The organism is Actinomadura syzygii (assembly GCF_008085905.1).
GTDB lineage: Bacteria > Actinomycetota > Actinomycetes > Streptosporangiales > Streptosporangiaceae > Spirillospora > Spirillospora syzygii.
Map to the genome: position 1 here is coordinate 43,442 of NZ_VSFF01000015.1, position 14,767 is coordinate 58,208.

Sequence of the window (14,767 nt, forward strand, 5' to 3'; positions counted from 1 at the left end):
ACAGCACTCCCCCGGCCAGAACCGCGGCCCCTCCGACCGCTCCCCTGAGAATGACGAGGCCAGGAGAGTCCGAGGTATCCCCAACCCTCGGGATTGACACCACGTCCAAGCAGGCCCCGCGCGCGCGTCGCCGTGCCGCCGGAGGCAGAGTTTGTCCGACATCGGTCAACGTCCGTACTACGTAGACACTGACTCTTCGCGTGGTTAGCCTGCCTTGCGAGGAACCTGCCGGTTCCTCCAGGCCGCACCATTGCGTCCGGAGAGGCGGAGGAGCGGTAATGCGCCTGATGCGTCCGCCGTTACGCCCGGACGACGACTCCCGCCCCAGCTCTTGAGCAGCCCGCCGCCCCATCACGTGATCGCGGCAGACCGCCCCGTGCCCACGCCAGGACCCGTCCGGCCCGCGGGTCGAAGCCGGCGCCCAAGAGACCTCACGGAGAAGGTGATCATGTACCGCGCAGCCCGGCGTCACTCCATCGTCATCGCGGCCCTCACCGCACCGCTGCTTCTCGGCTCCACCGCCGCCCAGGCGGCGGAGCCCCACGCGGACGGACATGTCCGGATCTCTACGGCCTTCGAACTCCCCGGCGACCGCGTGTACCCCGAGGGAATCGCCACCGACCCCTACACCGGCGACTTCTACGTCGGGACGTACGAGGGCGGCACCATCTACAAGGCGTCACCCGGACAACGAGTCGCCACCGAATTCCTGCCCCCGCGCATCGACGGACGCTCCCAGGCCCTCGGCCTGGAAGTCGACCGCGCCAGGCGCCTCTGGGTGATCGACCGTCCCACCGGCCTCGCGGTGTACGACATCCCGACCCGCCGCCTGGTGGCCCGTTTCGTCGTCCCCGGCGACGCGGCCCGCCTGGTCAACGACATGGCCATCACACCGGACGGCACCGCCTACATCACCGACAGCCGACGCTCCACCGTCTACCGCGTGACCCCCGCCCAACTGGCAAAGGCGCACGAACAAGGCGGCGAAACACCCCTGACCCCCGCCTTCGACCTGACCAACGTCGTCGAACCGCACGCCCCCGACACGATCACCCTCAATGGAATCGTCGCCGGACCCTCGGGCCGCTACCTGCTCACGGTCGACATGACCGGCGGCGACCTGTACCGAATCGCCCTCCCCTCCGGCAAGGTCGACAAGGTGACCCTGACCGGCGGTGACGTGACCACAGGCGACGGAATGGAATTCCAGAACAACACCCTCTGGGTCGCCCACCCCATTACCGACGCCTACGCGATCAGCCGCTGGCACATCGGCTCAGACGGCCACACGGCCCGACTGACCCGCCGAGTCATCGACCTGGACTTCCAAACCCCGACGACCCTGCTGCGAAAGAACGGCAAGCTCTACGTGGTCCGCTCCCAATTCGACAAGGGCGGCCCCACAGGCCCAGGCACCCCCAAACTCCCCTTCACGATAGCCACCGTCCGCGGCCTCTAACCAAGCCTTAGTCCCGTGAACGTCCATGTCCACGCCCGCACCTTGTAGCCGAGCGTGGACATGGACGGTCCCGGGGCTCTTGGAGCGGTGGCCCAGGCGGCACACCAGCGCGACACAATCGCTGAATGTCGCCATTGACCCGGCAAGACCCGTCAGCGCCGACCGGACGCTCTCTGCTCTTTGTCTTCTGAAGACAGTCTCTCCATGAGCCTCGACCTCGATGTGGGGCGGGGCGGCAAGCACTGTTTCGCGGACGAGGTGTCGCTCCCCAGGTGGAACGGGGAGCCGAGCCGACCAGGCCAGCCGGACGTCGGACGATCCTGGGCCGGAGAGCTTCTTGATGCTCTCCGCAGGGTCTCGGTCCAGTTGGGACGGATTCCGACCGGGCACCGTGCCCTCGCCGCTTCGACGTGATGACCGTCAGGCCCGTCGCCGGTTCGCGCGCCGCAGACGGGGCTTCGGGACGGACTGGGCAGCCATCCGAACACCATCTTCACCCGCCGGGCTCGCAGCCAGTCCAGCCTGCGGACGCGAAAACCCCGGCCGTCAGGTCGACAGCCGGGGCCCCTGATTGACCGGTCTCAGCTCAGGTCTCAGCTCAGGTCGAGGGCACCTGACTTGGCCTCGGTCGCGAACGCCTGCCACACGGCGGGACCGAACACCAACTTCGGCCCGTCCGGATCCTTGGAATCCCGCACGGCCACCGCCGCCGCCAAGCCCGCCACCTCGACGCACGCATCTCCGGTGTCGGTACTACGGCTGCTCTTCTTCCATTCAGCAGCCGAGATCGGCACCATGGCCGCCACCTCGACGCACGCGCCACCTGTATCAGTGCTGTAGCTGCTCTTCTGCCAACCTGACGACACCAACGCGACGTCAACGCACCGTGCGCCAGTGTCAGTACTGTGGCTACTCTTGCGCCATTGCACAACCCACGGGTGTTGCGCGCTCATAGGCTCTCCAAGATCGTCCGGAGGAGGTCCAGGGAATCCTCGACGTTCATCGCCGAGGCCCTGATCAAATCGAAACGTACCCCATACTTCCGGACAACCGCAGAGTGATCGACTAGCTGTCCACCTACGTGCCCCTCGACGCGCACGGCGCTCGGCTCGACCTGAAAGCCGAGAATCATGAACGCGCCGGGCAACCCCGCGTATGCGCCCTTGCTGGCTCGGACAATCTGGATCGTAACGTGCGGCAGCTCCGCAAGATCGATGAGATGCCGGATCTGCCCCCTCAGCACTTCCAGATTTCCGATCGGACGTCGGATGGCGCCTTCATCGAAGATCGCGACTACATGAGGTGGGTCCTCTCGCTTGAGGATTTCCTGTCGCTCCATCCGGGTCGCAACGAGTTGCTCCACTGCGTCGAGCGCCTTCCCCACCTTGAGCACCTCTTGCGCATACTCGGGTGTCTGGAACAGGCCAGTGATGACCATGGTCTCGAAGATGTAGATCACCTCGGCCTCCCGCTCCCGTTCGATGAAGTCGGGGAAGCCCGGCGGTAGGAGCTGCAGCCTGTCGAGCTCCTGCATCCACTCCCAGATGCGGAAGAACGTCCCGCTCGCCTGGAAGAAAGCGTCACAGTCGTTGGCGAAGTCCTCGGACGGGGCACCCACTCCGGACTCGATCTGCCCGATCCACTGAGGCGAATAGCCGAGTCTCTCCGAGAGTTGCGGTCGCGACAACTTGGACAATTCCCGCCTAGCGCGCAACTCAGTCCCGAAGTATTCGGACGGCGAGGACGGGACGCCGGGGTCGCGAGGGCGGCGAGGCATGGAGAACTCCAAGATCCGAAAGTGGCGCGACTTTCCAACCGCACCCGGAGGGCTTTCTTTCGACGGCCTTCTTGCTCTTCCCGAAGATAACCCGATTACGCGAAGGTGGGAAGCGGTAACAGAGAGAAACTGCGACGAAAGTTCAACCGATCATGAACACGCCCGTCAACCCCACTGACCAGGTGTTGGCTCGACTCCGCGAGGAGTTCCAGGGACACCGCATCTGGCGCGCAACATGCCCCGACGGAAAACTCGGCGCCTGGGTCGCCACTCTGCACGACCTAAAGGCCGGTGTAGAAGCGACCGTTGTACGCAACAACGCACAGGAACTACACGAGGCGCTCACCGTCGAACTCAATCGCGCATCCATCAACCCAGAGTCCAACCCCACTAAGTGGGTGCGCTGGTGATTAGATGGGTCGAACCGAAGCCGTGGAACGGCGACGATCCCGCTTCATCCAGAAAGGTCCATCTCGACCGATTCGCCGACGAAGCCGCCCGAGAAGGATGGCAGGTCACCCGGCGCTACGACGGACCACAGCCACTGATCCACGTCTACGACCGCGAAATCCAGGACTTCGGCGAGAGCATCACACTCGCCCCCGGCCGGACCGCCGACATGTGGTGGTTCAGATCAAGCACAGGCGAGAACCTCGCCCCTCATACAAAACCGGCCCAGGCAGCCAAACAGGTAACCCGCATCCTCATCCCGTACGTCACAGCCGTCCGAGCAGCGCGCTCACACCAAACCCAGACGCCCAGGCCACCATCGCCCACTCCCCCAGCCGTCCCAGACCCGTCCCACCAGACAACGATCGCCGGACTACACGAACGATTCGCCGGCGTCGTCTGCTGGTGGGGCACCTACACCTACGAGTGGTGGGCAATAGTCCCCGGCGGCACCCAATGGAAGATCGTCAACGCCGAAGACCCAGAAACCCTCCTCCACAAAATCCTCAAGGCCCGCAACCCCTAACGGCCGCGCCCGGAAACCCGCCCCTTCCGTCCCACACCCCTCAGCGGGTGCCTCAATGGTCCGGGATCCAGAACGACACCGCACGAACACCCGATCGACGGCCGGGCTCAACGGGGCGGGCCAGGCGCATCAAGGCCCCGAGACAGTGCGAGCAACCGGGCCTGCCTGAGACGCTACAGGCGTGCCCGCCCTCGAGACCGCCCTTGATCGTTTCAGCGACACGCCGGGGCCAGGCGCACTACCGGAGGTCCGCTGCAATCGCACCCCATGTACGCGCCCCTAATCAGGGTTTAGAGGCCGCCGACGCGGCCTTCGGTAGACCCGGGCGAGAGGTTTCCCCGGCCGGGCCTACCTCGGTCCAGACGGTCGGCTGCTTGTCGGCGCATGAACGCCTCTCATCGCCCTGGCCCCTGAGTCCTCCTCAAAGGCCGAGCAACTTGGGGCCAGCCCAGCCCGCCGTCGGCCGTCTGGACCGTTCTCTGCATGATCGTGACAGCAGCCAGCATCAATTGGCTCTGACCCACTTTGCGTGATCGCGTTATTCCATGAGCAGGACGCGCTTGCGCAGCAGGTCATGGTGGGCGCGGCCGTACATCTTTCTTGATCATCTTGCTCCGGTTGACGTTGCCTTCCACCGGACCTGAGTTATAGGGAAGGGTGAGCCCGGCTTTGACGGCGTCCCAGTCGCGGCGCAGGTCCTTGCCGCGCAGGTTCACCAGCATCTCGGCGAGCTGGCGGGTGAGCTCGACCGTGGCGGCGATCTCCGGGCACGGATCGCTGATCTTCTGCAGTGTCACGCGGTCGGTGTCGGTGAGCTGGTCGGGAGGGGGCACGATCCAACCGGTGACCTCGCGAACCATGGGCGCTGGAGGCGGTGTCGCGCGGACGGTGTCAGCGCGCAGTTGGGCGGTGACCCGGCGCAGGGTGCGCATGCTGCCGCGATAGCCGCGAGTGCGTAGCTCCTCGCCTGGTGGAAGCACATCTGGAGGGCGCGGAGCCAGCGCTGCGGACAGGGTGGTGAGTTGTTGCCACTGGCAATGAGTCGTCACGGTGCGGGTGAGGCAGTTACAGCGACCAGCTATCCATTGCTTTCGGCTAGGTGAGCATCTGGCGATGACCTGAGGTGGGTCATGCGCCTACGAGTACCCAGCCAGCAGCCGATGGCTCTCCATGCTCTCAGGCCAAGAGATGAGATATCGGGCTGTCGAGTCTTAAGTCGTGCCTGCCCGCTGGGGCCTCTGGGGCTGCAACAATCCGGTGCATGGCGGGATCGACGGGGAGACTGCGTCGTCTGCTCGTACTCGTCGTGGGCCAGGCCGCCCTGCTGGCATCGGTTGTCGTCCTGCTGGTCCTTTGGCGGACCAAGGATCTGGCCACTGCCGCGAACACCGGCCAGATCCTGGGCGTCGTGCTCGCCCTCCCGGCGCTGTCGGTGGGCCTGTTCGGCTGGTGGTGGCGAGGCAGGACTACGGAAGTCGCCCCGGCCGAGCTTGCGGAGTCGGTGGCCGTGGCGCTCGCCCGGCTGGTCGGCGACCAGTGGGAGGACGAGGCGGCTCTGCGGGCCTTGGACGATCCTGATCCGATGCCTGTGCGGTGGCGGCTGACGACCGATCCCGGCCTGGTGGATGTCGCCGCTCAGGCGGACGCCGCCGGTTGGGAAGCGACAGGCGAGGACATCGAGCGGTTGGTGACACAGTTCCGAACTCTGGAACGACGGCGTTTGGTGGTTCTGGGCGCACCGGGCGCGGGCAAGACCACCCTTGCGGTCCAGATGGTGCGCGAGCTGATCCGGACGCGAGGGACGGGCGAGCCGGTTCCGGTGCTGCTCTCCGCCACATCCTGGACAAAGCGGCCGGGCGAGGGTTTTTGGGATTGGCTCGCCGACCATCTTGCCCGTACCTACCCCGCGCTCCTGGCCGGGCAGTACGGGCGCGACGCCTACCGTGACCTGGTAGCCGGATCGAGCCATCTCGTCCTCCCGGTCATCGACGGTCTGGATGAGATGCCGACTGATGCTCAAGCTCAGCTCGTCGACACCCTCAACGCCACGCTCGGAACCGGCGGGCTGATCCTCACCTGCCGGACCACCGACTACCTTCTCCTTGCCGACCGGACCGACACTGTCCTCAGCAGCGCCGCGGTCATCGATCCTGAACCCCTGACTCCGACCGCGGCCGCCGACTACCTGGCCAGGACGCTGCGGCGCGCTCCCGGCCCGGACTGGCGGCACGTCCTCGATCACCTCTCGGCGCAGGGGACGGTCCCGGAAAGCCCGCTCGCCCAGGTCTGCTCGACACCGCTGGGCCTCTGGCTGGTCCGCGTCGTCTACCGGCCTCCGGCCAGTGAGGCTCCCGCCCCCTCCCCCAGCGTTCTGATCGACCCGGTCGTTCATCCCACGGCTGAAAAGCTGCACGATCACCTGTTCGAGCAGCTTGTTCCGGCCCTGGTCCGCGCCCGCCGACCCGCCGACGGTCCTCATGAGCTCTTCCGACCGCGGCGGTCCTACCGTGCCGATGATGTGACGCGCTGGCTGGCCTGGATCGCGCGCCATCTCAGCGAGCCGCGACTCGACGACGGCCAGCCACGCACCCGCGACCTGGCCTGGTGGAAGCTGGGCGACAGGATCCTTCCCAAGCGGGCTCTTCAGCTTCTGGCGGCGTCCGCGGCTGTGGCGGTCTCGAGCATCGCCGGGTTCTTGGCGGTGGGGCTCACATTTGGCATGGAAGCCGGGGTGGCTGCCGGCGTCCTCAACGCAATCGTGTGCATTCTCTCCGGGGTCTGGGACATCTCCGACTGGACTCACGGAGAGCTTCCAGAGTACGGCCGATCTCCCGTACGGGAAGGGCGTTCGCGTGGCCGCGTGAGCTTCGATTTCCTCCAGGGAGCCGGCGATACGCTGATCGCGATGACGGCTTACGGGTGCATATTCAGCGTGTTCTTCACCATCGTTCTGGCAGTGCCCTTCGGGGTCGCCTTCGGCTTGGCCTTCGGGCTCGAGACCGGCATCTGGGCGGCACTCTTGGGCGGCTCGGTGTTCGGATTTCTCCTCCCCTTCCTCCTGACACCAGTGTTTTTCTTGTCGCTTTTGGCGGAAAGGGTCGGATTTGACGCTCGGACGGCGTCCGCAGTCGGTGCCGCGCGGGTCAGCCGAAAGGTTTTGGTCCGATCCGTTATCCTGGGCTTTATCATCGCCGGAATCGAAGGCTTCGCTGTCGTCGGCATCTTCACCGGAACGGCCGGTGGACTGGCGTTCGGCGCGTCTCTCGGCTGCACGCTCGGCTGCGGGACGGCCCTCAGCTCATCCGGCGCCCGAATCTGGCTCACCTTCCGCCTGGCCGGAGCCGATCTCGGACGAAAAGGCGTGCTCCCCTGGAGGCTGATGAGCTTCCTAGAAGACGCCCACCGGCTTGGACTACTACGCGCAGTCGGGCCTATCTACCAGTTCCGGCACGCCGAGTTCCAAGACCACCTCGCGGATCGACCGGATCTCTAACGTTCCCGGCGCAGTGGTGCCGTTCCGTAGAACCAGGCATGCAAGCAGGACCGTACGCGACCAATGAACTGCGACCTCACGCCGGGTCGCGGATCGACTTTCAGCTAAGGAACAAGCTCGGCGGAAGCAATGACGTGGATGTGGTGTCGGGGCCACGGGTTGTGGCTACGGTCGTCGGTCTGACGGACGTGCGCTACTTCTGGCATGAGGAATCGGTTCCGGCTGACTTGGAAGTCACGCAGGTGTACGGGTGTCTGATCTGCCGGCGCCGTTGCACGTGTCGTCGCCCGCCACCGCAGCAACCTGCGTGAACCTCCGAACGAACCCGACGCTCCAGCCACCACCGCCGCACGGGAGGAGAACCCTGGAGCAGCGCGGACCCGCGCACGCTATGCCGACGTCCATGAGGCGATGCGCCGCGGTCTGGAGGAGCTACGCACTCGCGGCTATCGCGGCAGCATGCGCACCCTGCGCCGGGTCACCGCCTCCAGCGCCCAAGGTTCGCGAGGTCACCGGTTGGATCGTGCCCCCTCCCGACCAGCTCACCGACACCGACAGCGTGACACTGCAGAAGATCAGCGATCGGTGCCCGGAGATCGCCGCCACGGTCGAGCTCACCCGCCAGCTCGCCGAGATGCTGGTGAACCTGCGCGGCAAGGACCTGCGCCGCGACTGGGACGCCGTCAAAGCCTGGCTCACCCTTCCCTATAGCTCAGGGCCGTGGAAGGCAACGTCAACCGGATCAAGATGATCAGAAGACAGATGTACGGCCGCGCCCACCATGACCTGCTGCGCAAGCGCGTCCTGCTCACGGAATAGCGCGATCACGCAAAATGGGTCAGAGCCCATCAATTCCCTATCTACGGCCAAGTGGCGAGTGACGCTGGTGTTGGGCGCGAGAGCGGCCGGAAACAAGCCGGTCGGGGCCTGGGCGTGATGCCGGTGAGGGCGGTGGGCGGGGTGACAGGGCAGGTGGGGTCACAGGCCGGCGATGGCGGCGATGACGGTTCCGTCTTGGCTGGTGAGGCCGCCGGGGGCGAGGCAGTTGAGGGGGCTGGGCGGCAGGTAGGCCCAGGTGAAGACGGCGGTGTCGCCGTTGAATTCGCCGGAGGTGACGGTGCCGGTGCCGACGTACTGCTGGACGCCGGCGACGACGGTGGCCTCGGTCTCGGTGAAGGCGATGGTGGAGGTCTGGCCGTTGTTCCAGATGACGGGGTAGCGGTCGGGCCCGGCGGTGACGTTGGCGCAGGACAGTCCGGCGACGGGGAAGGAACCGGAGATGTGCCCGCTGGTCAGGGTGGGGTCGCTGGAGGTGCAGGAGGTGTAGGTGTCGGTCTCGGTGATGGTGACGGTCTGGGGGGTGAAGGTCAGGCCGGGGCTGTAGGCCAGGTGGCTGGTGCCGGTGCAGGTGAGGGAGCCGACGTCGGCGCCGGCGGCCTGGGCGGGGAGCAGGGCGGCCGGGGCGGCGGCCCCGAAGGTCAGGCCGATGGCCAGGGCCGCCAACCGGCTGCGGCGACTGGGGCGCCTTGCGGGCGGGGCCGATAACGAACTGTTCGATGACATGGGGTGTCTCCCTTTCCGGCCGGTGCACTGCCCGGCGGCCCCGGCTGGGCCAGCCCGACGCCGCAGAACACCGGAGGCTCGCCGCCCGCCCCCACGACGCCAGACCGCGCAAGGCGGAATCGAACCCCTCTTTTTCGGCCACCCTTCTGAGCGACGGGCCTTCAAGGCTCCAACCTCACCCGTCTTGATCACCTAATGAGATCATTTATGCACATTGGGTTACCGAAATCAGCTTCCCACGCTGGCGACCTGGTCCCAAGGAGCACAAGCGGCCGCCCCCGGCCAACTCCCTACTCTGGGCTTAACGGCAAGCACGTCTCGCGTCTGCCGTCCACCCCGGACGTCCTCCTCATCGAGACCCACAAAACCATCGTCACGCAGGCAGTCAGCTTTACACACGCAGCGCACCAAAAGGACAAATGGGCTGTTTGCACTCAGAAGTAGCTGCCTGGACGAGAAACGAGTCCTTGACGTTCAGCACGCTGGCGGCATCTGGACGTTTCTCCCCCGAACACCAGTGCACCTCCGCGCAGATGACCATCTCCGACCACTGTCCGCTCACCTTTCACAAGGCCATGCCCTGGGCTGCGCCGTCGGGGCGCTAGCCGGGGGACGACGAACCTTCGCCCCGCATATACCCGGCGTTGTTGGCAATCATCGGCAACCGTCCAGCAGTTCCGGATCCTTGTGGTGGACGCGAGTGCGCCACCAAGCCAACTCCAACCATCGGAGATCGACCAAAGACCCCCGAGCAGCAACGTTGGACGTCAGGCGCGTCCGCAGACAACAAGCCGTGCGGCCCCCTGTTTCCTGGGATGGTGTCGCTCACCGCCTCGGAGTTAATGTTTCTCTAGGTCGCGTCTCGCAAGCCAAGCGATCCGTTCGGACTTGCCGGAGAATGGGCGGCCATCGCCTTTTGACCGAGGAGCCCTTTCGCAGCAATCTCCCTGCCCGCCTGAGTACTCGCCGATCTGTCGATCATCCTGCTCCCCGCCCCCCTTGATCATTTTCTCATGCGTGAGAGCGCGAACTGACCGGATGCTGACATGACCCGAAGTGACACGACCGTGCACAGGTAGAATTTCCTCGACTCCAGGGGTGTGTGAAGCGCGCGAAATAACGACCAGGAGACCTGGATGACGCGTATTCACGTTGGAGTGCTGGGAACCACGGTTCTGAGCGTGGGCGGCCGACCTGTCGGCTTGGCTCCGCTCACCGTCAAGCTGCTCCTCAGGCTTGTCGCCGCGGATGGCGAGGCCATCCCGGCCATGCGGTTGTACAGGGAGGTCTGGGAGGAGCCGCGAGCCGCGGACACCGGGACGGCCGGGCGGCTCCACCGCACCGAGGTGCAGAAACGGATCCTCGAACTGCGCCGGGCGCTCGGACGAGACGAAGCCGCGCGGGTGCTGCTGACCGAACAGGTGCTGAACGGTCGCGGCACCGAGTCCGCCTACCGGCTGGTGCTCGCGGCCGGCCAGCTCGACTGCGCCGAGTTCGGCGAGCGGGTGAACCGCGCCGCGCACGCCGCGCCCGCCACGGCGGCGGCGCTGCTGACCGGGGCGCTGGAGTTGTGGCGCGGCAGGCCGCTGGCCGAAGCGGCCGGAGCGGGGTTCGCGGACGCCCTGGCCGAACGGCTGGCGGCGCAGTACGAGACCGCGCGCAGGGAGCTCGTACGCGTCCATCTGGAGCTCGGGCACCCGGACGCGGCCCTGCCGCTCGCGGAACGCCTGGCCGCCGAGCGTCCGGGCGACGGGGAGGTCGCCCGGACACTGCGGCTGATCCGGGAGCGACTGCGGGCGCGTCACGGGGACGAGGTCCTGCGCCGCGAGTTCACCGGTCTCCGGGTGACCGTCACCGTCAAGCGGGGCGACCTGTTCGCCGAGGACGACGCGAACCTCGTGGTCGGCTTCGGGGACACCTTCGACACCGACACCGCGGACGACGTGGTGATCAGCAGCGAGAGCGTGCAGGGCCAGTTGCTGCACCGCGTCTACGGGAGCGACCGGGAGTTGCTCGACAAGGAGCTGCGCAGGGCGCTGCGGCGGGTCGCCCCGGTGGGCCGGGAGAGCCCGAGGTTCAAGCCGAGAGGCAAGCGCCTGCGGTACCCGGTCGGCACGGTCGTGCCGCTGACCCTGTCGGGGCGCAGGGTCTTCGCCACCGTGCACTGCCGGCAGGGCCTCGACCTGGCCACCGTCTCCACCCCGGAGGACCTGCGGCTCTGCCTGGAGCGGCTGTGGGAGTCCGTCGACGTGCACGGGCTGCTCAAGCCGGTCGCGACACCGCTGCTCGGGGCCGGGCTGGCCCGGCTGCGCGAGCTGGGCCGCGAGCAGATCATGATCTTGATCATCGCCTCCTACCTGCGGGCGTGCCGGGTCCGCCCGGTGGCACCGGAGCTGCGGATCGTGCTGCGCCCCGACGACCTGGCCCGGATCCGCCTCACCGACGTCGCCCGCTTCGTCGAGGCGCTCGGCCATGACGGGCTGCCCGGGGAGAACGCGTGAGCGAGGTCCTGGACCAGCAGTTCGTCGTCCACCTCTACGCGCCCACCGACGGGCCCGGCTCCGGCGCCGCCTACCGGGCGCTGACCGGGATCTGGCGGGGCTGCCGCCTGCTGCTCCACATGACCGAACCGGTGCCCGGCACCGGGCTGCCGCACGTGCTGCCGGGCGATCCGGGCGCGCTGCCCCAGGACGGGGAGACGGCCGTCGCGGCGCAGGAGCGCCCGGGGGCCGACTGCCAGGCCGTGCTGCGCCGCCATCACGACCTGCTCAACCTGTCGGTGGCGCTCGCGCCTTCCGAGGCGCACGGGGACGAAACCTGGTGGCGGACGCTGGACGGGCAGTGGGAGGCGATCACCGCCGAGCACGCTCCGGCGCTGCTCGGCGAGGCCCGGCTGTTCCTCGCGCGGGTGGACGCGGAGGATCGCATCCGCACCGCCGCACCGTCCCTCTACCGGCGCCTCGGCTCCCTCCTGCCCGACACCGCCCATGACCCGGACGCCCCGGACCGGGGAATCCCGGCCGGGGACGGGCTGGCCCTGTGGGAGACCATGGCGCAGCCCGACGAGCGCCTCGTCCGGAGGTTCGTCCTCGCGATCGCCCCGGACGCCGACCCGGCCGCCAGCGCGTGGGTCTGGTCGCGCGGCGACACAGCGATCCCCCCGCTGGCCCGCTACCTGCTGCACGCCGCCAAGCTCCGCTACCAGCTCCGCGTCTGGCAGCGGGACGGCCAGGCCCGCCGGCTGAAGGCGGCTCTGGACACGCTGGGCGACGAACTCGTCCGGCTCGGCGCGGCCGAACCGGTTCTGGCGGAGCTGCTGCGGCTGCGCAGGCTCGACGCCCGGTTCCTGCTCGCCGACCTGCGGGAGATGCGCCGCTCCGTGGAGATCGCCGCCGCCAACCTCGGCCGCGCCTCAGGCCACCCGGCGCCGGGGCCCGCGACGACGCGCGGCCCGTTCGCCGACGACGCGGCCCTGGCGCACCGGTTCCTGGAGCGGCTGGACGACGAGACCGCCTACCTCACGATCTCGGCCGACCGTGCCGAGATCGTCGTCGACCTCGACCAGGCCGGGCGGACGCCGCCCGGGCGTCCCGCCGAGCCCGTGCCCGCTACGGAGCCAACGCCGCCGCCGGTCCGCGACCGGACGCGCGACGTCTTCGTCGTCCACGGCCGGGACGAAGCCGCCCGCGTGGCCGTCTTCGAGCTCCTGCGGGCGCTCGGGCTGCGCCCGCTGGAGTGGGAGGACCTGGTCGCCATGACCGGAAAGCCCTCCCCGTTCCTCGGCGAGGTCATCGCGCACGCGATGCCGCTCGCCCAGGCCGTCGTGGTGCTGATGACCCCCGAGGACGTCGTGCGCCTCCACCCCGACCTCCGCGATCCGCACGACGACGGCGCCGAGAACGGCCCGGTCATGCAGGCCAGGCCGAACGTGCTGCTGGAACTCGGCATGGCCCTCGCCGTGCACCCGGACCGGACGCTGATCCTCCTCGCCGGGGACCAGCGCCCGGTCACCGACGTCGGCGGCCGCAACTACGTGCGGATCCGGCGCGACTCCGGCTTCCGCGAGAAGATCGCCAACCGGCTGCGGCTGGCGGGCTGCCCCATCGCCCCGGCCGGGCCGGGCTGGCGGTCGGCGGGCGACTTCTCCGCGCTGGAGGCGCTGCGGCGCGTCCCCCGCGGGGACGGCCCCGCCTGAACCCGGCCGGGACGGCGGTCGATCAGGGCGCCGTGGGGACCGCGTCCGCGCCGACGCGCTCCACCGACACCACCCGGGGCGGCTCCGCCGGGGCCTTGCCGACCTCGGCCCTGGCCTGCGTGATGGCGACGATCTCGGCGAGCAGGTCCTCGGTGCGCAGCACCCGGTCGGCACCCGTCCGGCAGACCGCGCGGGTCGCCGCCGACGTCACCGCGTTGACCATGTCGCCGCCGCTCAGCCCGTCCGAGGACGCGGCCAGGGCGGCGACATCGAGCGGTTCGGCGCGCGGCACCTCGGCCGGGACGAGCGAGGCCCACAGCCGGCGGCGGGTCGGGTCGTCGGGAAGCTCGAAGCGGACGTGCACCAGGATCCGGCGGACGAACGCCGCGTCGTAGTTGCGGGGGAAGTTGGTGGTGAACACGACCAGCCCGGCGAAGTCGTCAAGCTGCGACAGCATGACCGCGCGGGACACGTTCACGCTGTGGTCGGAACTCTGCGTGACGTTGCTGAGGCGGCTGCCGAGGATGGAGTCCGCCTCGTTGAAGACCAGCACGGCCTGCTGCCGATCGGCCTCGCGGAAGCACGCCACGATGTTCTTCGGGGTGTCCCCCACGTACTTGGACTCGATCTCGGCGTAGTTCACGTCGATGAGCGGGCTACCGCGGCGCGCCGCGATCGCCTCGGCGGCCAGGGACTTGCCGGTCCCCGACGGCCCGTAGAAGTTGAGCGCGGCGCCCGACCGGTAGGGGTCGATCTTCCGCAGGTTCCACTCCCGGTACAGGACGTCGTGGTGGTCGGCCTGGGCCATGGCCAGCTCGATCCGGTCCCGTACCGACTCCGGGACCACCAGGTCGTCCATCGAACGTCGCGGCTTGCGGGCGGCGAACGACGACGGCTGCTGCTGCGGCTGCTGCTCGTCCGCGTCCGCGGGCTGCGGGCCGGGCGCCGTCCGGTGGCCCACGGGTACCTCGGTCCAGTTGCGCATTGCGGCTCCTAAAGGTCCTGAAGGAAGTCGATGTTCACCTGATCGTGCTGTTCGAGCAGCGCCCTGACCTGCGGGTCGTCGATCTGGTCGAGGGTGAGCGTCTCCTCGGAGACGGTCTCGGGGACGGCGGCCGTCCGGACGACGACGCGGCGGCGGATCCCGACGGCGACCCGGTCCAGGACGATCACCGCTTCCAGCAGGGCGCCCTTGTCCAGGTTGCGAGCGCGCAGCCAGTTCATGACCTCCGTCCGGACGGTGTCCCAGAACGCGACAGCCGCCCCGGCCCCGAGCGCGGCCGCCACGAGACCGACCACGAGCC

The 14,767-nt window shown here is 68.2% G+C and carries 13 protein-coding genes; 7 read left to right on the forward strand and 6 right to left on the reverse strand.

Annotated elements, in window-relative coordinates:
• Positions 1–448 precede the first annotated feature (448 nt).
• A complete protein-coding gene (locus FXF65_RS35660; protein ID WP_222868908.1) occupies positions 449–1,459 on the forward strand; it encodes an SMP-30/gluconolactonase/LRE family protein in 1,011 nt (336 codons plus the stop codon).
• A 593-nt stretch (positions 1,460–2,052) separates the two neighbouring features.
• Here the strand turns inward: FXF65_RS35660 and FXF65_RS46150 are convergent.
• Complete coding sequence (locus FXF65_RS46150) at positions 2,053–2,412, reverse strand: DUF397 domain-containing protein (RefSeq protein WP_148354497.1); 360 nt, start codon at positions 2,410–2,412, stop codon at positions 2,053–2,055.
• Positions 2,409–3,248, reverse strand: coding sequence for a helix-turn-helix domain-containing protein (locus FXF65_RS35670; protein ID WP_246199336.1), 840 nt, complete (start codon positions 3,246–3,248; stop codon positions 2,409–2,411). Before FXF65_RS35670 ends, FXF65_RS46150 begins: the two co-directional genes overlap by 4 nt.
• Positions 3,249–3,388: 140 nt before the next feature.
• Here FXF65_RS35670 and FXF65_RS35675 point away from each other — a divergent pair, with 140 nt between their 5' ends.
• Both FXF65_RS35675 and FXF65_RS35680 read left to right on the forward strand, forming a co-directional pair.
• A complete protein-coding gene (locus tag FXF65_RS35675; RefSeq protein WP_148354498.1) occupies positions 3,389–3,646 on the forward strand; it encodes a hypothetical protein in 258 nt (85 codons plus the stop codon).
• Entirely contained in the window at positions 3,631–4,212 is a 582-nt protein-coding gene (locus tag FXF65_RS35680) for a hypothetical protein (protein WP_148354499.1), read from the forward strand. Before FXF65_RS35675 ends, FXF65_RS35680 begins: the two co-directional genes overlap by 16 nt.
• A 572-nt stretch (positions 4,213–4,784) precedes the next feature.
• Here the strand turns inward: FXF65_RS35680 and FXF65_RS35685 are convergent.
• Entirely contained in the window at positions 4,785–5,144 is a 360-nt protein-coding gene (locus FXF65_RS35685; protein ID WP_148354500.1) for a transposase, read from the reverse strand.
• Between the two features lie 329 nt (positions 5,145–5,473).
• On the opposite strand from FXF65_RS35685, the gene FXF65_RS35690 reads away from it, so the two are divergent.
• Together FXF65_RS35690 and FXF65_RS35695 are read left to right on the forward strand one after the other, a co-directional pair.
• Complete coding sequence (locus FXF65_RS35690; RefSeq protein WP_148354501.1) at positions 5,474–7,705, forward strand: NACHT domain-containing protein; 2,232 nt, start codon at positions 5,474–5,476, stop codon at positions 7,703–7,705.
• 559 nt (positions 7,706–8,264) lie between these two features.
• A complete protein-coding gene (locus FXF65_RS35695; RefSeq protein WP_148354502.1) occupies positions 8,265–8,456 on the forward strand; it encodes a hypothetical protein in 192 nt (63 codons plus the stop codon).
• A gap of 227 nt (positions 8,457–8,683) precedes the next feature.
• Here the strand turns inward: FXF65_RS35695 and FXF65_RS35700 are convergent, their stop codons facing one another.
• Positions 8,684–9,268, reverse strand: coding sequence for a hypothetical protein (locus FXF65_RS35700; protein ID WP_222868909.1), 585 nt, complete (start codon positions 9,266–9,268; stop codon positions 8,684–8,686).
• Positions 9,269–10,449: 1,181 nt separating this feature from the next.
• Between FXF65_RS35700 and FXF65_RS35705 the strand changes: the two genes are divergently transcribed.
• Positions 10,450–11,769, forward strand: coding sequence for an AfsR/SARP family transcriptional regulator (locus tag FXF65_RS35705; protein WP_222868910.1), 1,320 nt, complete (start codon positions 10,450–10,452; stop codon positions 11,767–11,769).
• On the forward strand, positions 11,766–13,463 hold the full coding sequence (locus FXF65_RS35710) for a CATRA conflict system CASPASE/TPR repeat-associated protein (RefSeq protein ID WP_148354505.1): 1,698 nt from the start codon (positions 11,766–11,768) through the stop codon (positions 13,461–13,463). The genes FXF65_RS35705 and FXF65_RS35710 overlap by 4 nt, the downstream gene beginning before the upstream one ends.
• Before the next feature lie 22 nt (positions 13,464–13,485).
• Here the strand turns inward: FXF65_RS35710 and FXF65_RS35715 are convergent, their stop codons facing one another.
• Together FXF65_RS35715 and FXF65_RS44135 are read right to left on the reverse strand one after the other, a co-directional pair.
• Positions 13,486–14,448, reverse strand: a complete 963-nt coding sequence (locus tag FXF65_RS35715) for an ATP-binding protein (protein WP_148354506.1) — start codon at positions 14,446–14,448, stop codon at positions 13,486–13,488.
• Positions 14,449–14,456: 8 nt separating this feature from the next.
• The gene (locus FXF65_RS44135) at positions 14,457–14,762 is read right to left on the reverse strand and encodes a hypothetical protein (protein ID WP_222868911.1); all 306 of its coding nucleotides are present in this window, start codon (positions 14,760–14,762) and stop codon (positions 14,457–14,459) included.
• Positions 14,763–14,767 lie beyond the last annotated feature (5 nt).